Annotated in this window: 19 protein-coding genes; 3 read left to right on the top strand and 16 right to left on the bottom strand. The window is 67.3% G+C overall.

The window, feature by feature from the left end:
• Complete coding sequence (locus AC5P9W_RS11640; RefSeq protein ID WP_197575636.1) at positions 1 to 930, bottom strand: oxygenase MpaB family protein; 930 nt, start codon at positions 928 to 930, stop codon at positions 1 to 3.
• Positions 931 to 1,239: 309 nt separating this feature from the next.
• Here AC5P9W_RS11640 and AC5P9W_RS11635 point away from each other — a divergent pair, with 309 nt between their 5' ends.
• Positions 1,240 to 1,854 carry a hypothetical protein gene (locus tag AC5P9W_RS11635; RefSeq protein ID WP_021204368.1) on the top strand — a complete coding sequence of 205 codons (615 nt, stop codon included), beginning with the start codon at positions 1,240 to 1,242 and terminating at the stop codon, positions 1,852 to 1,854.
• A gap of 39 nt (positions 1,855 to 1,893) precedes the next feature.
• Here AC5P9W_RS11635 and AC5P9W_RS11630 read toward each other — a convergent pair whose 3' ends face one another.
• From AC5P9W_RS11630 to AC5P9W_RS11570, 13 genes are all read right to left on the bottom strand, one after another.
• Entirely contained in the window at positions 1,894 to 2,238 is a 345-nt protein-coding gene (locus AC5P9W_RS11630) for a hypothetical protein (protein WP_031270794.1), read from the bottom strand.
• Between the two features lie 35 nt (positions 2,239 to 2,273).
• Positions 2,274 to 3,044 carry a LytR/AlgR family response regulator transcription factor gene (locus tag AC5P9W_RS11625; RefSeq protein WP_021204366.1) on the bottom strand — a complete coding sequence of 257 codons (771 nt, stop codon included), beginning with the start codon at positions 3,042 to 3,044 and terminating at the stop codon, positions 2,274 to 2,276.
• Entirely contained in the window at positions 3,034 to 4,293 is a 1,260-nt protein-coding gene (locus AC5P9W_RS11620; RefSeq protein WP_021204365.1) for a sensor histidine kinase, read from the bottom strand. The genes AC5P9W_RS11625 and AC5P9W_RS11620 overlap by 11 nt, the downstream gene beginning before the upstream one ends.
• A 188-nt stretch (positions 4,294 to 4,481) precedes the next feature.
• On the bottom strand, positions 4,482 to 6,131 hold the full coding sequence (locus AC5P9W_RS11615; protein ID WP_111097730.1) for a M28 family metallopeptidase: 1,650 nt from the start codon (positions 6,129 to 6,131) through the stop codon (positions 4,482 to 4,484).
• 432 nt (positions 6,132 to 6,563) lie between these two features.
• Complete coding sequence (locus AC5P9W_RS11610; RefSeq protein ID WP_180832583.1) at positions 6,564 to 8,210, bottom strand: CsgG/HfaB family protein; 1,647 nt, start codon at positions 8,208 to 8,210, stop codon at positions 6,564 to 6,566.
• Between the two features lie 16 nt (positions 8,211 to 8,226).
• Entirely contained in the window at positions 8,227 to 8,904 is a 678-nt protein-coding gene (locus tag AC5P9W_RS11605) for a hypothetical protein (RefSeq protein ID WP_021202156.1), read from the bottom strand.
• Positions 8,905 to 9,001: 97 nt separating this feature from the next.
• Positions 9,002 to 10,102, bottom strand: coding sequence for a hypothetical protein (locus tag AC5P9W_RS11600; protein WP_021202155.1), 1,101 nt, complete (start codon positions 10,100 to 10,102; stop codon positions 9,002 to 9,004).
• A complete protein-coding gene (locus tag AC5P9W_RS11595) occupies positions 10,093 to 11,289 on the bottom strand; it encodes a hypothetical protein (protein ID WP_021202154.1) in 1,197 nt (398 codons plus the stop codon). Before AC5P9W_RS11595 ends, AC5P9W_RS11600 begins: the two co-directional genes overlap by 10 nt.
• A gap of 106 nt (positions 11,290 to 11,395) precedes the next feature.
• Complete coding sequence (locus tag AC5P9W_RS11590; RefSeq protein WP_495219248.1) at positions 11,396 to 12,658, bottom strand: RNA polymerase sigma factor; 1,263 nt, start codon at positions 12,656 to 12,658, stop codon at positions 11,396 to 11,398.
• Between the two features lie 45 nt (positions 12,659 to 12,703).
• Positions 12,704 to 13,060 carry a DUF1428 domain-containing protein gene (locus tag AC5P9W_RS11585; RefSeq protein WP_495214070.1) on the bottom strand — a complete coding sequence of 119 codons (357 nt, stop codon included), beginning with the start codon at positions 13,058 to 13,060 and terminating at the stop codon, positions 12,704 to 12,706.
• Positions 13,061 to 13,084: 24 nt separating this feature from the next.
• Positions 13,085 to 13,495: a VOC family protein gene (locus AC5P9W_RS11580; protein WP_206621841.1), complete on the bottom strand. Its 411-nt coding sequence runs from the start codon at positions 13,493 to 13,495 to the stop codon at positions 13,085 to 13,087.
• Positions 13,496 to 13,541: 46 nt separating this feature from the next.
• Positions 13,542 to 13,964, bottom strand: a complete 423-nt coding sequence (locus AC5P9W_RS11575; protein ID WP_206621842.1) for a VOC family protein — start codon at positions 13,962 to 13,964, stop codon at positions 13,542 to 13,544.
• Between the two features lie 67 nt (positions 13,965 to 14,031).
• Positions 14,032 to 14,445, bottom strand: a complete 414-nt coding sequence (locus tag AC5P9W_RS11570; RefSeq protein ID WP_053500761.1) for a YciI family protein — start codon at positions 14,443 to 14,445, stop codon at positions 14,032 to 14,034.
• Positions 14,446 to 14,654: 209 nt separating this feature from the next.
• Here AC5P9W_RS11570 and AC5P9W_RS11565 point away from each other — a divergent pair, with 209 nt between their 5' ends.
• Positions 14,655 to 15,068 carry a YciI family protein gene (locus tag AC5P9W_RS11565; RefSeq protein ID WP_049403440.1) on the top strand — a complete coding sequence of 138 codons (414 nt, stop codon included), beginning with the start codon at positions 14,655 to 14,657 and terminating at the stop codon, positions 15,066 to 15,068.
• On the opposite strand, the gene AC5P9W_RS11560 is transcribed toward AC5P9W_RS11565, so the two are convergent.
• Positions 15,046 to 17,127: an NHL repeat-containing protein gene (locus AC5P9W_RS11560; protein WP_495219246.1), complete on the bottom strand. Its 2,082-nt coding sequence runs from the start codon at positions 17,125 to 17,127 to the stop codon at positions 15,046 to 15,048. The two genes, AC5P9W_RS11565 and AC5P9W_RS11560, sit on opposite strands and share 23 nt — an antisense overlap.
• A 165-nt stretch (positions 17,128 to 17,292) precedes the next feature.
• On the opposite strand from AC5P9W_RS11560, the gene AC5P9W_RS11555 reads away from it, so the two are divergent.
• A complete protein-coding gene (locus AC5P9W_RS11555) occupies positions 17,293 to 18,813 on the top strand; it encodes a tetratricopeptide repeat protein (RefSeq protein WP_495219245.1) in 1,521 nt (506 codons plus the stop codon).
• A gap of 48 nt (positions 18,814 to 18,861) precedes the next feature.
• Here AC5P9W_RS11555 and AC5P9W_RS11550 read toward each other — a convergent pair whose 3' ends face one another.
• Positions 18,862 to 19,638 carry a lytic transglycosylase domain-containing protein gene (locus AC5P9W_RS11550; protein WP_019660891.1) on the bottom strand — a complete coding sequence of 259 codons (777 nt, stop codon included), beginning with the start codon at positions 19,636 to 19,638 and terminating at the stop codon, positions 18,862 to 18,864.
• Positions 19,639 to 19,680 lie beyond the last annotated feature (42 nt).

Here is a 19,680-nt window from a genome sequence, read left to right as displayed (position 1 = left end):
CTACCAGGCAACCGCGGGCCACTCGCGCAGGATCTCCACCGGCGCGCCCATGCGTGCACAGGCGCGGCTGGCGAGGCCGTCGGGCAGCGCACGGCGGAACAGCGGCGCCATGCCCTGCATCAGCTTCGCAGACGCCGCAGCCTGGGCGCGCTGACGGCCACTGCGTGCAAGCATGCCTTCGGCCCAGTCCGGCAGCAGCGCCGCGCCCGCACCGAGGAACACCTCGCGCGACAGCCCCGGCACCGGTACCGGCAGGCGCACGCCGGACAACACCTCCAGCACTTCACGCGAGCGCTCGTCCACACGCAGCTCCGGTTGCCGCGCGCAGAAGTACGCCGCCACCTCGGCTTCGCTGCACGGCACATCCACTGCACCCAGCGCCTCGGCCACACGGCGGTACTCATCGTAGTAGCGGTCGGCGATGTCCCCCGGCACCTCGCGCCCATAGCGGCGGAAACCCTGCAGGAACCCGAAGGCTTCGGTCACGTGCACCCAGGTCAGCAACTGCGGATCGTCGGCGGCGTAGGGCTCGCCCTGCGCGGTCTGGCCGCGGATCCGTGCATGAATACGGCGCACCTTGGCCACCAGCGCCTCCACTTCGCCAGTGGGCGCGTAGCTGGTGCCGGCAACGAAGGCGGTGGTGCGGCGCAGGCGTCCCACCAAATCCTGGCGGAAATTGGAGTGGTCGTAGACCCCGGCCAGCGCGCGTGGGTGCAGTGTCTGCAGCATCAGCGCGCACAGGCCACCGGCGAGCATCGAGGGAAATTCGGCGTGCAGCCGCCAGGTGACGCTGTCCGGGCCGAACCAGCCCGGGTCGCCCTGCGGATGGTCGTAGTCGATGCCACTCTGGCCGCGCGGGAAGGCGTCCAGTACCCAGCGCCGGATCGGCGCGGTGACGGGGCGGTAGAGTCGCTGCAGCAAAGCCGGCATCACGGGTCCAGGAAAGTCGGAAGAACGGTCGCATCTTGCGCGGTCGGCCCCGATTCTCGGCGATCACGGCGCAGGCGGCGAGCCTCCACGCTCAGCGACCGTTTCATGTGCGGCCGCAGCACGTTTCACCCTGCGACATCCTGTCGCAGGCTGTGACCGCGATGATGCAATGCATCAATTTTCACTCCCGCCGGGCAAACCCTTGCGCCGCTTGGCATTGCCCCCGTTGCACCGCCCGCTGGAAGTGCTAGAACTGGACCCGCCACACCGTCCAATGCTGATCGACGCACGTTCCACAAGGAGCCAGCCATGATTGCCTTGTTCAAGGGTTTGGGAATTCTGCTTCGCGACAACGAGCTCTACAGCAGCCCGTTCGACAAACAGGTGGCGCACTGGCGCAACCTCAGCGAGCAGCAGATCCGCGATGAAGTGGCGGTGCTGGCCCAGGCCAAGTGCCAGTGGCTGATCGCATCGATCATCGGCTGGCAGGCAGCCTCTCTGCTCATCCTGGGCCTGATCGCCAACTACCTGTGGCGCGATGACTTCCATATCACCTTCACCCGCGTGGTGATCGTGTTCGGCTCATGGGTCTCGATCCTGTTCGTGATCTGGTTCATGGCCAACATGTTCGATCAGCAGGCCGGCTTCGAGCGCTGGATGAAGGCCTTCAACAGCCGCGCCCGCATCAGTTCCAAGGCCGACAGCGTGGAGCACGTGGCCGAGGCACTGGACCTGGCCGAGCACTACCCGGAAGTGCTGGACTACAAGCAGGCGGTCACCACCAAGCGCGAACTGCGCCACGAGGACATCCGCATCATGACCGAGATCGGGCGGATGAAGCAGCACTCGGAGCTGGTCGGACGCCTGAACCACGTCGGCGAAACCGAACACCATCACGAGCTGACGCTGCAGCCTGCCTACTGACCCTTCAGCGAAGCGGGGGGATCCACACTGCCACCGTGATCACTCGCGGTGGCAGTGTTCTATCGGGTCCTGGCTGACGCACTGGCGGAAGCCGTCGGGCAGGCCACGCATGGCCTCGGTCTTGCCTGCCGCAACCGCAAACCGACGCAGCGGCGGCGTGGTGCACGCGGCATCGGTGCTGCACGCTGGGTCCAGCACCAGGTAATGGCAGTGGCCACTGCTGCTGGCAATGCACTGAAAGCGCGCCTCGCCGTCGACCACCGTACTCTTGCTGTACAGCGTGTCCACGCCGTTGGCATGGGTGCGGGTGATCGAGGTGTTGCGGGATTTTTCGCAGCCGGCCAGTGCCAGCACGGCAACGCACGCAATCAGCAGACGGGACATGTTCATTCCTCGGTGCAGGGGGGATGCGGCTGCGGCTACATGCCGCGGAACAGGCTCATGAACGGTTGGCTGACCACCAGCGTTTCCGTTCGGCCACGCAGGCGCAGCACGCCCCGCCCGGTATCGTCGCGGCTGACCGCCGCCACGGCCTTCATGTTGACGATGGTCGAGCGGTGGATCTGGCGGAAATGCTGCGGGTCGAGCACTTCCAGCAGTTCGCGCAACGGCGTGCGCAGCAGGCTCTCGCCGGCGGCAGTGACCACGGTGGTGTACTTGTTGTCGGCGCGGAAGTAGGCCACCTCCTCCAGCATGATCAGCTGCGTCTCGCGGCCGTTGCTGGCGGTGATCCAGGCCAGCGGCGGTCGCTCTGCAGTGCCCTGCGATGGGCCCAACCGCTGCAGCAGGCGCTCCAGCACGGCATCGTCCTGCCGCGTCGATGGCAGCCGCGACAGGATGCGTTCGCGGGTGGCAAGCAGGCGCTCGTCGCTTACCGGCTTGAGCAGGTAATCCATCGCGCCCTGCTCGAATGCATCGATGGCGTACTGGTCGTAGGCAGTAACGAACACCACCTGGGTGCGCGGACTCAGCTCGGACAGCGAGCGCGCGACCTCGATGCCGCTGATACCGGGCATGCGGATATCGAGGAAAGCGATGTCCGGCTGCTTCTCGGCCAGCTGCTCCAGCGCGCTGGCGCCGTCCTCGCACTCGGCCACCAGCTTCAGGTCCGGCCACAGCCGGCGAAGTTGCTCCACCAGCGACTGCCGCAGCAGTTCTTCGTCTTCAGCGATCAGTGCCTCAAGCGGCATGGCTGCGCTCCTTGTGCGACTGCGGCAGGGTCATGGTCGCGGCCACGCCGCTGGGGAAATTGGCCACGATCGCCACACCGGCCTGCTCACCGCAGGTCAGGCGCAGGCGCTCGCGCAGGTTCTTCAGGCCGATGCCGGTACCGCTGGTGCCCTGCCCGAAGCCGAGCCCGTCGTCGGCGACGGTCACGGTCACGTGGTCATCGAAACCGCGCGCGAGGATCCAGATCGTGCCACCGCCGGGCTTGGGTTCCAGGCCGTGCTTGATCGCGTTTTCCACCAGTGTCTGCAACGCCATCGCCGGCAGGTGCACGCCATGCAGTTCGTTGGGTACCTGCACTTCCACCGCCAGCCGCGCGCCCATGCGGATACGCAGAATCTCCAGGTAGGCGCGGGTGCGCTCCAGCTCCACGCCCAGCGTGGACACCGATTCGTCCACCTGCGGCAACGAGCTGCGCAGGTACTGGATCAGGTGGCCGAGCATCTGTTCGGCACGCGCCGGGTCGGTGCGGGTCAGCACCTGCGCGTTGGCCAGCGTGTTGTACAGGAAGTGCGGTTCCACCTGCGCGTGCAGCAGATTCAAGCGCGCCACCGACAGTTCCTTTTCCACCTGGGTCTGTTCGGCGGCGGCCTGCTCATCGCGACGCTGGTCGGCCACGCGGCGGCTGATCGCACGGGTGACCGCTTCGGCGTTCTCGAAGTTGCTGCCCTCGTCCAGCGCCAGCAGGTCGGCCCACCAGCCCGCATCCGGTTCAAACAGTAGGGTGACGGTGCTGGTGCCCTGCCCCGGCGTGACCGTGGCCAGCACGCTGTTGCGCTTGATCGCCAGCCGCGCCGGCAGGTTCCAGCGCGAGGGCTGACGCCCATTCCAGAGATCCACGCGGCGAACATAGGCGCGCACCTGCAGGCTGCCGGCCGAGCTTTCCACATCCTCAACGCGGGGAAGTTCGGCGATCGCCGCTTCCACTACCGAGAACGCGTGGCCGGCGTCCATCGGCAGTTCGATCTGGCGGCGCTGGCGCCCGGACAAGGTGGTGGCATCCAGGCGACCGGCCACCAGCCAGACCCGGCGGATATGGGTGATGGCACTGCCCAGCGCGGAAATGATCAGGAACATCGCCAGCAGGCCGAAAATCCAGCCCGGGCCATCGTTCATGCCACTGAAGATGCCGCTCCAGACCATGCCTGCGACGAACAGCGCCGCAGCCCAGGCCAGCAGATGACGTAACAGGAGAGAAAGGCTGGCGAACACGGCGGCGCCTTGGAGGAAGGGGGTGAGCCGAGCATAGGGCGGCCCGCCGGGCAAGCAAGCGGGCTGCGACGAAGGGCGGGAAAGCGGGGATGGAAGCGGCTCTGGCAGTGCCGGCCGCTGGCCGGCACCCCGTCATCGCCGCAAGCCTCGCAGCAATGCCGGCCAGCGGCCGGCACTACCGGTGCTTCTTATTCGCGCTGGTCGGCGCTGGCGTCGCGTACGGCGCGGAACGACTCGTCCTTGCTCCAGTTCGGCCAGGCACGGGAGTTGGCCAGCTGGTTGCCCAGCGTGTACAGCACTTCCAGGTCGCGGGCGGCACCGGCGAACACCCAGTCCGGCTGCCATTCGTCGCCCTGCTGGTGGTAGCGCTTGGCGGTGTAGTCTTCCGAGGCCTTCTTGCCCGCAGCCACGCCACCGTCCACCCAGTCCTGGCCGGCCGACCACGACAGTGCCGGCACGCCACGCTTGGCGAACGGGAAGTGATCGGAGCGGAAGAACAGGCCCGCTTCCGGCTTCGGGTCCGGCGTGTAGCGGATATCCCAGCCCTTGGCCACGTCCTTCAGCTGGTCCAGCAGCTCGAAGCGCGCGGCGCCGTAGATGCCGAAATCGCGCGACGGACCGAACGGCGCCATGCCATCCATGTTGATCACCGCCACGGTCTTTTCCAGCGGGTACAGCGGATGGGTGGCGTAGTACTCCGAACCCAGCAGGCCCTTTTCCTCGGCGGTGACTGCCAGGAACAGCACCGAACGCTGCGGGCGCTTCTGCTTGGCGAAGCCACGGGCAAGCTCGATCAGCGAAGCGGTACCGCTGGCGTTGTCCAGCGCACCGTTGAAGATGCGGTCGCCACGCGCGTCCGGCTCACCCACGCCGATGTGGTCCCAGTGCGCGCTGTAGATGATCGTCTCGTCCGGGTGGCTGCTGCCTTCCAGGCGTGCGGCCACGTTGTGCGAGGTGATCACTTCGGTCTTCACCGCGTACTTCGCGTCCAGGCTGGCGCCGGTCAGCGGCACCGGGGTGAAGTCGCGCTGCTGCGCCTTCTTCTTCAGCGCCTCGAAGTCCTGCCCGGCCGAGCGGAACAGCTCCACGGCCAGGTCGCGCTGGATCCAGCCTTCCAGCAGCGGGTGGCTTTCCGCCGGGTTGTCGCGCACCACATCGAACATGGTGTTGGTGTTGGAGCCGGCCACGGTGGCCCAGCCGTACGACGCCGGTGCGGTCTCGTGCACGATCAGCACGCCCAGCGCCCCCTGGCGGGCGCCTTCTTCGTACTTGTAGGTCCAACGACCGTAGTAGGTCATGCCCTTGCCGTCGAAATCACCCTGGCCCGTCTCGAAGTCCGGGTCGTTGATCAGCACGACGGCGATCTTGCCCTTCAGGTCCACGCCCTTGAAGTCGTCCCAGTTGCGCTCCGGGGCCTTCACGCCGTAGCCGAGGAACACCAGCGGCGCCTTGCTGATATCGACGTTGCTGGCGCCGTTCATGGCGGCGCGCACGGCGATCTGCTTGCCCTGCTCCAGCGCAACGGTCTTGCCGCCCTGGTGCAGCGCCAGCTGCGGTGCGCCGACGATGTCGCCCTTGCGCAGCGGAACGGCCTGGGTCCACAGGCGCTTGCCATCCTTGAGGTCACCGCCCGGCTGCAGGCCGGCATCGGCGAACTGCTTGCTGAGGAAGGCGATGGTCTTCTCTTCGCCGGCGGTGGCCGGCGAGCGGCCTTCGTAGGCGTCGGAGGCCAGTTCCTTGACGTCGGCGGAGATCCGCGCGCCGTCGAATTTCGGGGTGGCGGCCATCAGTGCGCTCGACACTGACAGGGCCAGCACGCCCAGTGCTACTCGCTTCATTGCTCTCTCCAGCAGGGAAATCTCTCTGGAGTGTAATGGGATTCGGCAGGGCTGCGCCCTGCACCCGCCGAAGCCAGGGCAACAGCAACAGCAACAGCCAAAGCCAAAGCCAAAGCAACAGCGGCATTCCGTGGGATGGCGGGGTGGGTCCGGTTGCGGGGGACGCTGCAAGTACATGCATGTAAGCTCGGTCGCCGCATCCATGCGGCTCACGCCCCCGCAACCGGACCCACCCCGCCTTCGACAGGTTCCCGCTGCTGTTGGTGGAAGTCGACCTTGGTCGACACACCGCTGTGGTGGGTGTCGACCTTGATCGACACGCCGCTGTTGGTAGGTGTCGACCTTGGTCGACACGGACTGAAACAGGAAGGGGTCAGATCCCTTTCCCGGCGGGAAAGGGCTCTGACCCCATCGGTGTGTTGCTTGAGCCTGTTACCAGTTCGGATCTTCGGCCGGCGCGGCAGCGGGCTTGGGCTTCGGCTTGGCGGCCGGGCGTGCGGCAGCTGCGGGAGCGGCCGAGGCAGTCGCTCCTGCGGCGGCGGCCGCCGGCTTGCTGCCCAGCTTCTGGCGCAGTTCGATCTGGCCCGGACGGAAACCGCCGCGCATCGCGTCGACGCCGTCTTCGATGGTGCCGTATGAGGTCTGTGCAGCGACGCGGTCGATGCGGATGGTGCAGCACGGGTGTTCGCTGCGGCCCAGCGAGCGGCCGGTCTGCGGGTCCTTCAGTTCTTCGCCCAGGCGCACGGCCTGCCAGCGCTGGCCGGCCTGCACGGTGTCACCGCCCTGGCTCAGCACCACCTGGTCACCGTCCACCGAGACCACCGATACCGGGAACAGCGTGGTGACGATGCTGGTGCCGATCTGGCCCGACAGCGATTCCATCATCGCCGCGGCCATGTTGCGGCCGTTGACCACGCGCGGCAGGGTGCTGGGGCCGGTCGAGGCCAGCTGGTGGTCGAAGCTGTCGGACATCACCACCTGGCCGGTGGTGGCGTTGACCAGGCGCAGGGTGATGCGGCCACCACCGGAGTACGAGGTCACCTGGCGGTCGGACATGCGCAGGTTGCGCACGCTGCGCGGGTACTCGAAGCGTTCGATGGTCGGGATCAGGATCAGGTCGGTCGCCAGCTGCTGGCCGACACGGGCAGTGTCCTGCAAACGTACGTTGCCGCTGTTGATGTGGTCGATCTCGGCCTGCAGTTCGTCGCCGAACTCACGGTCCAGCACGATGAAGCGCTGGGTCTGGGTCAGCGTGTCGGACAGGCGTGCGCGGATCGCGTCGGCCACTTCATCGGCGCTCACGCGGCCATCGCCCACGGCATAGCTGCCGGCCTTGGTACGCGGCAGCGCGACCACGATCTTCGGCTTGCCCTGCTCGTCCGGTGCGCGGTACTGGGCGATCTGGGCACGTACGCGTACCTTCCAGTAGCTGCGCATGCTGCGGTGGGTCACGTCGGAATCGAACGAGCTGGCGCCACGCTTGGCATCGACGTTGACCTTCTCGTCGTAGCTCTGCTTGACACTGGCCGAAGCCGAACCGCTCTTGGCCGAGGCTTCGCCGGACGCACTGGCCGACGCCGAGCCCTTGAAGCTCCAGCCTTCGTCGCTGGCGCGCACACGGGCGATGGTCTCCTCGTCCAGCTGCCGCACTTCGTCCTGCGACAGGATTTCATAGCCCAGCACCGCGCCCTGCGAGCCGGCGATCATCTGCTGGGTGAACGCGTCGGCGCGGATGTCGCCGACGTGTTCGTCATCCACATCCACATGCAGGCCTGCACGCAGGCCCTGCATCTGGCTGGCCACGCGTACGCCGTTGACCTGCGCCACCGCCGACTGCAACGCCGCCAGCACCGCCAGTTCCGGGGTGCTGCCGATGCCGTCGGCCTCGCGCGCGACCTGGGTGGTGCCGCCGAAATCCGGCGTGCCACGCAGGGGCGCCGCTTCCACTGGCGCATTGCTGGCCAGTGCACTGGTTGCCTTTTCCTTGGCGGGCGCGGCAGCCGGGGCGTCCTGCTCGCCACAGGCTGCAAGCAGCGCGGCAACCAGGCCCAGGCCGATCAAACGGTAGGTCATACGCATGGAGATTCGCCTCGGATCAGAGCGTGTCGAGCATCGAATCGGCGTTGGACGGCACCTTCACCTTGCTCTTCCTGGCGAAGGTCACGGCCGACTTGGTCGAGCCGTACAGGCCCTGGATGAAGCCCGGCGATTCCTTGGCCACCCATGCACCGGCGGCCAGCTTGCGGCCGACGGTCGCCAGCTGGGTCGCGCCCAGGTTCTTCATGCCGGCGGTGAAGTTGCTGGCCTCGCCACCGAGCTTCTGTGCTTCGGCGGCCGACGCCAGCAGCGAGACCAGGCCTTCGGCGTAGTGCTGCTTGGATTCAGCGTTCAGTTCCGGCTGCGCGGCCTGGCGCTCGTTGATCGCAGCCTGCGCCGCTTCGCTGACCGACACCGACTTCTTCATCGCATCGACGCTTACCGAACCCGACGACAGCGCCTGGCGCTCGGCTTCCAGCAGCTGCACCTGCTCGGCCAGGCCGAAGGCACGGGCAAACGAGGTCTGGGCCTGCAGCGAGTGCGACTGCGAGCTGACGAAACGACGCACCAGCGCTTCCTGCGCGGCTTCGTCCGGGGCGGCGGCGCTGGAAGCGCTGCTGCTGGAGGTGCCGGTGGCGGCACCGGCCAGGTCCTTCAGCTTGCCCAGGCCAGCGTGGGCCGGCATCGACAGGGTGGCGGCAGCGATGGCCACGACAAGAGCAGTATTGCGGATCATATGAGTGTCCTTTGGGAGAGACGGCCGCGAAGCGGCACGTGGGAATCGGTAATCCAGGGTGATGCCGAGCGGGCTCGGCACCCACCGGGGTGGCGGATCAGCGGACCGCCTTGACGTTCAGTTCGTTGATCATCTGCTGGGCGGCCTTTTCGGCAGCCAGCTGCAGCGCGTTGGTACGGGCCACGGTTTCATTCGGGCCGGTGCCGGAGAACTGCACCGGGCCCACCGACGACACGGTGCGCGGGAAGCGACCGGTCACGTCCAGCACCTTGCCGGTGACCGTGACGAACACGCGGGTGTTGCCACTGGCCGGATCGCGGTCGCGCATGCCGATGTCGAGGGTGCCGACGGCGATGTACGGAATGTTGGCCGCACGGATGCCGTTGGCGGTATCGCGCAGGGTGGCCGGGGCCAGGTCGTTGCCGGTGCTGAAGTCCTTGCGGATGCGCTCGATGCTGAGCAGGCCGCGCGACTCGCCCTCCACGTATTCGGCTTCGACCACTTCGTAGCCGGCGGCGCTGAAGGCACCGGTCATCGCGGTGTTCACTTCGGCGGCGTTGGCCACCTTCCAGGTGATGTTGTCGGCGCGTGCGGTGGTGCTGCCACCGCTGGTGACCGACATCGAACCATTCTGGTTGATGCTGCCGTTGGTGCTGACCGAGTTGCCGCGGAAGCTGTCGCCCTCACGGGTGTTCTCGCTGTAGCTGCTGCTGGCGTCGACGCGGCGGTATTCCTTGTCCTGGAACGACTGCACGGTGTCCTGCGAGCGCGCCATGAACAGGAAGGTCAGCAGCGAGCGCTGCGCGGCGGTGGCACCGGCCACGGCCGAACCCGCATCCAGCTTGGTCTGCAGCAGGGTGGTGTTGATCTCGGCGCGGACGGTGACGGTGTAGGTCTTGGCCTTCTTGTCTTCGGTGTCCGACAGCTGCACGGCGCTGAGCACGTAGCGATCGATCTCGCCGATGAACTCGGCGCGGCGCGCTTCGAACAGGCGCAGCTTGGCCGCACCGGTTTCAGCGATGTACGCCTCCAGGGCATTGACCTTGGCCTTGTTCAGGGCCTGGGCACGGGTGTCGGCACTCAGGCGCAGGCCGTAGCTGGCCGAACCGGTACCGCGCGAGCTGGCGGTCTGCGCAGCGACCGGCGAGGCCACCACCAGCGCGATGAGGAAGAGCAGGATGGTACGCATCAACGACATGACTTGATCAACTCCTGAAGGGCTTGGGTCTGCTGCTGCAACGGGCGGCCGCCCGGCTTCTGTTCGTCCAGCCAGGCGCGCGAATCGGCACGCTTGGCGGCGGCGCCGGCGAAGGCATCGAGCCCGGCCAGCAGGGTTTCGTAGCTGGCCGACCACTGGTCGACCTGCCACTGCGTGACCGGCACCACCTTGGTGGCCCCCTTGCGCAGCGGCTGTTCGAAATAGACCTTCCCCGAGAACGGCTCGGTCACCTTGGCGGTGAAGAAGGCGCCGAACAGCATCGTCTTCATCGCCGGGGTTTCTTCGATCACGCCGTTCTTCAACGCATCCACCTGCAGGTTGATGACGTAGTCCGGCTCGGGAATCTTCAGCTGGTAGACCTTGCCGTCGGCAAAGCGCGCCGCCATCGCACCACCGATCGCCTGGCCCGAGGCCGGCGGCAGCAGGCCGACGCCGGTATTGGATGACAGCGTCTTGGACAGTTCGTGGGCCAGCGTGGCGCGCAGCGGGGCGTCCCACTTCGGGTCGGGCAGCTTGGCGCGGACCGCGTCGGACAGGGTTACGCCACCGACCTGCAGGCGACGCACGGCGGCATCGGGCAGCTTGGCCTGGGCGAGGCTGGCGGCCAGCACCTGCGACAGGCTGGTATCGGCACTGCCGTACAGGAGATCGGCAACGATCGCGTCGATATCGTCGTTGTCCGGCCGGTAATCCTGCACGTCGATGCGCTGCAGGGTCAGCGGATAGGACGCGATCACCTGGCGCTCGCGGAAGTCGAAGAACAGCGCCTGCAGCGCCACTTCCACCAGCACCTTGTACTGGTCACCGATCGGCTCGACCGAGACCAGTTCGCGGTCCAGTGCCGCGGCCAGCACGGTCGCGCTGGTGGTGCCGTCGAGCATCGCCACCGGCTGGTCGATCAGCTGCAGGTGGGCCGGGGCGCGGCGCTTGAGCGACTGTGCCAGCGCCTGGTTCAACGGAATCAGGCCGCGCTGTTCCAGCACCGCATGCGCATGCGGCGTGGTCGCCTGCACGGCGGCGGCATCAGCGGTGTAGGCGAAGCCTGCCCAATAGGCCTGCTGTGATTTGTCTGCCGCCTGGGTGGCCATCGGCCACACGGCCAGGCACAGGGCACAGGCAAGCAGGCGCGCAAAAGCGCGCGATGCGCTCTTCGTCCTTGAATACATCCAACCGCTCCTCGGTCAATACGCACGGAATGCGGACGCTGATGCGTCCGCTGGGCGCGAAACATAGCCGCTCAGGCGCGCGGCGACAAGTGCTGTCCTTGTCGGCTCAGTCTGTGCGGGGCAGGCCCGCCCGTTGCCGCAGCAATCCGCGCTCGGCCCGGTTCTGGCTGAGCCGAGCTGCCTCGCCAAAAGCGTCACGCGCATCCTGCTCACGCCCCAGTGCCTGCAACAGCTCGCCACGAACCACCTGCAGCGGCGCGTAGTCGCGCAGGCGCGCATCAACCAGCAGCGGCTGCAGTTGTACCCATGCAGCGAACGCGCCCTCGCTGCGCAGTATCGCCACCACGCGGTTCAATGCGACAACTGGCGAAGGTTGCACCTGCAGCAGCTGTGCATAGAGCGCGGCGATACGCGGCCAGTCGGTAGCGTCGGCGCGCCGCGCCGCCGCATGGCACGCTGCGATGCGCGCCTGCAGCACATAGAGATCGTCGCCGCCACCGGCGGCCAGCGCGCGCGCCAGCACCTGCTGCCCGCGTTCAATCTGCAGCCAGTCCCAGCGCGCGCGGTTCTGTTGGTCCAGCAGCACCGGCACGCCCTGCGCATCGGTCCGTGCTGCGGCACGCGAGGCCTGCAGCTCCATCAGCGCCAGCAGGCCCAGCACCGGCGGCACCGGCAGCCGGTGCGCCAGAATGCGCGCGAGTCGCAGTGCCTCGTCGCACAGCGCCGGACGCATCCAGTCGTCACCGGCACTGGCCGCATAGCCTTCGTTGAAGACCAGGTAGATCGCCTCCAGCACCGATCCGAGCCGCTCAGGCATCGCGTCAGCACGCGGGACCTCGTAGGGCACCTGCTTCTGCGCCAGGGTGCGCTTGGCGCGAACGATGCGTTGGGCGATGGTTGGCTCCGGCTGCAGGAACGCACGTGCGATCTCGACGGTGGTCAGGCCACCGAGCAGGCGCAGGGTCAGTGCCACCCGCGCATCGGCCGGCAGCACCGGATGGCAGGCCACGAACATCAGCCGCAGCAGATCGTCACCCAGGTCATCCTCCAGCGCCTGGCTGTCATCGGGTGCCGGCAGCGCGGCCGGATGCAGTTCCTCACCCCACTGCGCATGCTGCTGCGTCACCCGCTGGTGCTGGCGCAGCACATCGATGGCGCGGTTGCGCGCGGTGGTCATCAGCCAGGCTCCGGGGTTGTCCGGGATGCCCTGTTCCGGCCAGCGCTCCAGCGCGGCCAGCCAGGTGTCCTGGGCCAGCTCCTCGGCACGGCCGACATCACCGCCGAGCAGCCGCGCCAGGCGCGCGATCAACACTGGCGACTCCATCCGCCAGAGGGCTTCCAGACGCTGCGTCAGTGCGGGATCGAGCATGCGCCGATCACAACACGCACGCCCGGCCCGCACAAGCGCCGCAGCTCACGCTTCAACAATCGGCTTGAAGCCGCCCCAGAGCATGCGCTTGGTATCGAACGGCATGTCCTTCGGGCCCAGCGACGCCAGCCGCGGGTCGGCCATCACCTTGGCGTTGATGCGGTCGCGTGCCGCGCGCGAGCGGAACACCACGAAGGCGACGATCACCGTCTCGCCCGGTTTCGCCTTGACCGCACGCGGGAACGAGGTGCTCTTGCCCGGTTCCACATCGTCAGCCACGCATTCCATGTACTGCAGCGCGCCATGGTCCTTCCACACTGCGCCGGCCTTGCGGGCAAGGCGGCGGTAGGCCGCCACCTTGTCCTGTGGGCACGGCAGCACGTAAGCATCCACGTAGGCCATGTGGGTTCTCCCTTGCGGCGGCCGTCAGCCCGGCTCGCCGTCCATGTGTGCGATTTCCCAGAGATGGCCATCCAGGTCCTGGAAGCCGCGCTGGTACATGAAGCCCAGGTCGCGCGCCGGCTGCGCTTCGCTGGCGCCGGCGGCCAGTGCCTTGTCCAACAGCTCGTCAACTGCCTTGCGACTGGGTGCCGAGAGTGCGTTGATCACTTCCGTGTGGGTGTGCGCATCGGCAATCGACTTGTTGGTGAACTGCTGGAAAAAAGGTTGGGTCAGCAGCATCACGTAGATGCTCTCGCTGATGACCATGCCAGCCGCATCGTCATTGGTATAGGTTGGATTGAAGCTGTAGCCCAGCGCGGTGAAGAACGCCTTGGACTTCTCCAGATCCTGCACGGGCAGGTTGACGAAGATCATCTGCGGTTGCGGTGCACTCATCGGTGTAGCTCCTTGTGGATGAAAGAGAGAGAGAGAGAGAGAGGAATCAGGGTTGCTTCATGCAGTTGACCATCCACGGCTTGCCATAGCGGTCGATCAGCATGCCCCAGCGGTGCGCCCAGAACGTTTCAGCGATCGGCATCTGCGCCTGGCCACCTTCGGCCAGCGCCGCGAACACGCGCTCGGCCTCCTCGATGCTGTCGACGTCGACATTGATGGTGGTCGAGCCACCCTCGCCACCGCCGGGGCCATCGGCGGCCATCAGGATGGCGTTGCCGATCTCCAGCTGGCTGTGCGCAACGTGGTCGAGGGTTTCCGGCGGCATCTCGTTGCAGCCGGGCGACCCATCGGAGGGCGGCATGTCGCGGTACTTCATTTCCGAGGTGACCTGGGCACCGAGTGCCTTGGCGTAGAACGCCATCGCATCGTGGGCCTGGCCGCTGAAGCCGAGGAAGGGAATCAGTTTCATGGCAATACTCCGTTGTGCGGTTCAGGGCAGTAGTGCCGGGTCCTGCCCGGCAGGGAGAGGAATCGGGTCAACCTTCCAGCTGTGCACGCAGACGCTGTTCCTGCTGCTGTAATTCGGGGGTGAAGGCTTCACCGAAGTCTTCTGCGGAGATCAGGGGACGCAGTTCCAGCGTGCCTCCCTCGCCGAACGGCGCACGGCTGGCCCATTCAACGGCCTCGTCCAGCGACCGCACCTCCCACAACCAGAAGCCGGCGATCTGTTCGCTGGCAGGACCGAACGGACCGGCCTCGACCTTGGGTGCCCCGCCGCCGAAATGAATGCGACGGCCGCGCTGGGTGGCGTGCAGGCCTTCACCGGCCAGCATGATGCCGGCGGCCACGAGCTGTTCGTTGAAGGCGCCCATTTCGGACAGTTCCTGTTCGCTGGGCATGCGGCCGGCTTCGGAGTCGGCGTTGGCCTTCACGATCACCATCACTTTCATTGCAGTCTCCCGTGGGGACGCGTGATGCGTGCCCTTCACTGGGTACAACGAACCAAGGGGCTGGGAATCGACACGTCTGTTGGAAATTTTTTCTTCCGTGGAAGGCGCGCCTTCGGCGGGAGTCGCCGAAGGCGCGCCTCCCGCGCTGCAACATGCCCACGCGCAGACCTGCGCCATCATGGGCACCCCGCCCCCGCCAGGACCGCGCCATGCAGCAGTACCTGCTCCTGATCTACATCGAGCCTGCCCTGCTGCAGGCCCTGCCCATCGAAGAATTCAACGCGCTGATGCGCGACTGCCTGGCCCATGCCGACAAGCTGCAGGCCGAAGGCACGCTGCTGGCCGCGCAGAAGCTGCAGCCGGTCGACACCGCGCAGACCCTGCGCGTGCGTGATGGCCACAGCCGCGTACTGGATGGCCCCTTCGCCGAAACCCGCGAACTGCTGGCCGGCTTCAACCTGATCGTCGCCCGCGACCGCGACGAAGCCATGCGCATCGCCCGCGACTTCCCTTGGGCACGCTTCGGCAGCATCGAAGTGCGGCCGCTGGAAGACATGGACGCCGAGCGCGAACGCTGCGGCGCGCCGGCTGCGGCTGCGGCTACGGCAGCAGCCGTACCCTGATCTCGCGCGGGCCGATGCCTTCATTGCCGCTGTAGTCGCGCACGCCAGCGCGCACGATGTACTCGCCCGGCGGCAGCGCCGCCGGCTGCCAGCGCCCGGTTTCCATCAGGCCATCACGCACGGTGTTGGTGGCCAGGTAGCGGAACCGGGTTACCGCGCTGCCATGCACGGTGATGCCGCTGTCCGGTGCGTAGGTCACGCGCACCGCTTCCCGCTGCGGCGGCATGCGGTTGAACACGATGTTCCAGCGTGGCTGCTCGTAGCCCTGCAGCGGTTGGCCGCCCGCATCGAGAATCTGGTAACCCACCTGGTACATGCCCAGGCGCCGCCGCGGCAGGTTGTTGTCGACCTGGTCCCAGGCTTCGACCACGATCTGCACACCGCGTCCCTGGCGCGCCACCATCACCACGCCATCGCTGCCTGCGGCCATCGGCTGGTCGTTGTCGTCCAGCAACGCCACATCGGTGATGCGCGGTGCGAAGTGGTCGGCGTAGTTCTGGAAGCCCAGTGCCACGGCGTTGGTCTCGAAACCACCGGTGCCGACGGCCAGGTGCACATGCGCCTGGTTGTTGATGCTGCCCAGGCGATCGCCGACGTGAATGCGCATGCCGCGCCGCACGCGCATCCGCTCCAGCTTGCCCTGCTCGTCGTACAGCGCCTGCCAGCGCGCATCGAACGGTTCATTGCGTGGGGTGCGGCCCACCCGCATGTGGATGTACTTGAGGCGATCCACGGCCAGGCCCTCAGCCTGCTCGCCCAAGCTCCAGGCCGCCATCGGGCTGCTGATCTTGCCATCGGCAATCGCCAGCACGGTCTGGCCCACATCACCGCGCACGTCGAAGCCCCCGTGCAGGTGATGGCGACTCTCGCCGCTGAAGTTGCCGCGCACCTCTCCCAGCGTGCCGACCACTTCGTGCCAGCCATCCTGCGGCGCCAGCGGCCAACGGCCGCCGGTATCGGGCAGCGCGGCATCGGCGGCCGGGCCGACCAGCGCCGGTGCGGGCAGTTCCCCCACCGGTAGCGGGCGCAGGCGGTGCAGGCGATAGGCCGTCGCGTCGGCCACCAGCACGCTGCCGTCGGCGTCCATCGCCAGGCCACTGGGGCGGGCCAGGCGTGGCAGTCGACCGTTGCCGACCAGCGCGATCTGATGGCCCTGCGGCGTCACCTGCACGATGCGGCCATCCATGTCGCCCACGTACAGCACGCCATCGTGGGTGGTGGCCAACGACAGCGGCCCATTGATCACGCCACCCCCACCCACCACGGTGCTGACCGTGCCATCGGCACCGACGCGGCGCACCGCGTTGTTGAACAGGTCGGCCACCAGCAACGCGCCCTGCGCGTCGAAGGCCAGTGCCACCGGCGTATCGAAGCGCGCAGCGGCGCCCGTGCCATCGGCCAGGCCCGGCCGATCGCCACCGGCCAGTGTGCGCACGTTGCCATCGGTACCGATCACCCGGATGCGGTCATTGAAGGTATCGGCCACGTAGACCTGGCCCTGCGCATCCACTGCGATGCCCATCGGCGCATCGAAGCGCGCCTGCGCGGCAGGTCCATCAACGTGGCCCTGTTCACCACCGGCCAGCGTGGTCACCTGGCCGTCGGTGCCGATGCGGCGGATGGCATGGTTGCCGGTGTCGGCCACATACAGGTTGCCCTGCGCGTCGGCGGCAATGCCCGAAGGCGTGTTGAAACTGGCCTGCAGTGCCGGGCCATCAACGCGCCCCTCGCCCTGCCCGGCCACCGTTTCGACGCGGCCATCGGGCAGGCGGCGACGGATCCGGTTGTTATCACCGGCATCAGTGAAATAGACACTGCCATCGGCACTGCGCAGCAACGCATAGGGATCGGCGAAGCGTGCCTGCCCGGACGCGCCGTCGCGGTCACCGGGGTGGCCATCGCCGGCCAGCGGCTCGATCTGTGCGGTCCACGCCAGTGGCGTTGGAGCCGGGCCCGCCGGTTCAGCCAACGTGTGCAGCGGTGTCTCCCACCAGGTCGCAGCCAATGCCACTACCGTCGCCAACGCTACGCCTGCCGCCATCCATTGCCACCGTGCCATCGCGCTGCGCTGCCTGCCTGCTGCCTGAAGAGGCACCGACAATAGACGCTGGGCACCGCATGCGCCAAGGCCAATCGTACTGCCGGATACCAGAGTTCCATGCGCCACGCTTGTTCTCACCAGCCCCAGCAGGTTCAATGCGGTTCCCACGGATGGAGATCCTCCATGCCCCGCATCCTCCCCCTTGCTGCCCTGCTGGCCGCCGCATTGGCCAGCACATCCGCCACCGCTTCGATCACGGTGGCGCCGCAGAAGCCGTCAATCACCGCCGATGTGATGCACATGGCCTATGCCACGCGCTGGGATGAGGCCATCCAGCAGTCACGCAGTGGCAACACGCTGGGCGCGCTGATCGCGATGGAACGGCTGATGGAAGATCCGATGCTGGATGACTTCGATGCCGAACATCGCGGCCGCGCCGCGCAGGTGGCCGGCTGGACCGCGATGGTGCAGAAGAAGCCGGACCAGGCCCGCCGCTACCTGCAGCGCGCACAGGAAGCACTGCCGGACGACGCGCAGATCCTGCTGACCCTGGTCTCGGTGGAACTGTCCGAGAACCAACCGGCACCTGCCACGAAGCACCTGGTGCAGGCGCTGAAGCATGCCGAGGCGCCGTTGCCGGTGGACCACCACGCGATCAACTACCTGCAGTTCCGCCTGCGGGACCAGCCCCAGCAGCGCATGGAACTGCTGCAGGCGCTGTTCGACAACGGCTGGAAGAGCGGCGGCCTGGAACCCACCGGACTGTGGCTGGCACTGGCAACACTGCAGGCCGACAATGGCCGGGGCGACGACATCCCGGCCACGTTGGCGCGCATCACCGGCCCCGCCGAGATCATCCGCCTGCGCAGTGACAAGCGGTTTGATCGCTATGTCGACCGCGACGATGCCCGCTTCGACCCAGTGCAGGCTGCACAGAAGCACCTCGACGAACTGCGGGTTTCCGGCCTGCTCGACCGGGCGCTGGACGCACGCATGGCCGAGTTCAGCAGCACGCTGCTGATGCTGGACCGCAACGAGGAAGTGCTTGCGCTGACCGATGGCATGGCCGGTGCGGCGGCCGAAGGTGAGTCGCCCTCGGCGACGGAAGCCGAATGGGTGGCGTGGCTGCTCAACAGCCGGCTTATGGCGCTGCGCCGGTTGGGCCGTAACGATGATGCGCTGTCCACAGCCAGGCTGGCCGCACGCATCGGTGCGCTGGGCCCGGATGGTGCCGAGCACCAGTTCAACGTCGGGTTCTTGCTCAGTTCGCTGGGCCGCATTCAGGACGCTGCTGTCGCGGTGAATGACATGCCGGGCCTGGCCGGTTACGGCAAGGCGGCCCAGGCACTGCTGCAGTTCGTTGCCGCCCGTGAACGTGGCGATGCCAAGACCGAACAGGCCGCGCGCGCAGCCATCCTGGCCCAGGGCGATGAAGCGCGCCTGTTCCAGCGCGAGATGCTGCTGGAGGAAGGCAATCTGGACGCGGCCGCTGCGGTGCTGATCGAACAGCTGCGCTCACCGGTTGAGCGCGGCGAGGCACTGGCCTCCCTGCAGGACATGCGCACGTATCCGTCGCTGCCCGGCGACGTGAAGATCGATGCCGCCTGGCGTGTGCTGAAGCAGCGTGCCGACGTGCAGGCCGAGGTGGCACGCGTCGGCCGCATCGAGCGCTACGACCTGGTCAGCACGTCCACCTCGCGCTGAGCCGATTTCCTGTGGAGCCGAGCGTGGGCTCGGCACTACACCTCCCGCCTAGCGGGCTGGCACTTCGGTGCGGATGCCCATCGCTTCGCGGTAGCGCGCGTACAGCGCCATCACCTTGTCCACATAGGCCAGGGTTTCGGCGTAGGGCGGCACGCCCTTGTAGCGGGTGACTGCACCGATGCCCGCGTTGTAGGCAGCCGCCGCCAACGGGCGATCGCCGTTGTAACGGCGCAGCAGCGCGCGCATGTAGCGCGCGCCGCCCTCGATCGACTGCTGCGGCGAAAACGGATCGCGCACGCCATATTCCTGTGCGGTCTCCGGCATCAACTGCATCACGCCCTGTGCGCCCTTGCTGGACACCGCCAGCGGATCGAAATTGCTTTCGGCATGGGCGATTGCGCGCAGCCAGGCATCGTCGACGCCCGTGGCCTTGGCCGCGGCCTTGAACTGCCTGGCGTGCTGCGCCAGCTGCGGCTTGCCCACCTTGCCCAGGCCTTCGTGGGCAGGCTCGCCCGGCGGCGTGGCCACGGTGAACTTCAGGAATACCCGCGAGCCGGGCAGGTTGCGGGTGGAGTAGACCAGCACGCCATCCTGCTCGCGCTCGTACAGTACGCCGCTGAACACGCCCATGTTGCCCCACAGGTTCGGGGTCTGGATGGCGTTGTCGTCGATTTCCTTCGGGCTACAGCGCGAACCCGGTTCCGGCGCGGTGGCCAGGCTGACGGTGTTGCCCTGCACACAGCGGTAGACGGTGCGTGCGGCGGCCAGCCCGGGCCACAGGCTGGGCAGCAGCAACAGCACAAGCAGGAGAGGGCGACGGGACATGGCGGCCGGATCATCCGGCCGCGCCCGCGAATGTTGGGTGAA

The sequence above is a fragment of the Stenotrophomonas sp. YJH_SMC_33 genome, assembly GCF_059372295.1.
Note: the sequence above shows the minus strand (reverse complement) of the source record. Positions and strands in the feature narration are given on the sequence as shown.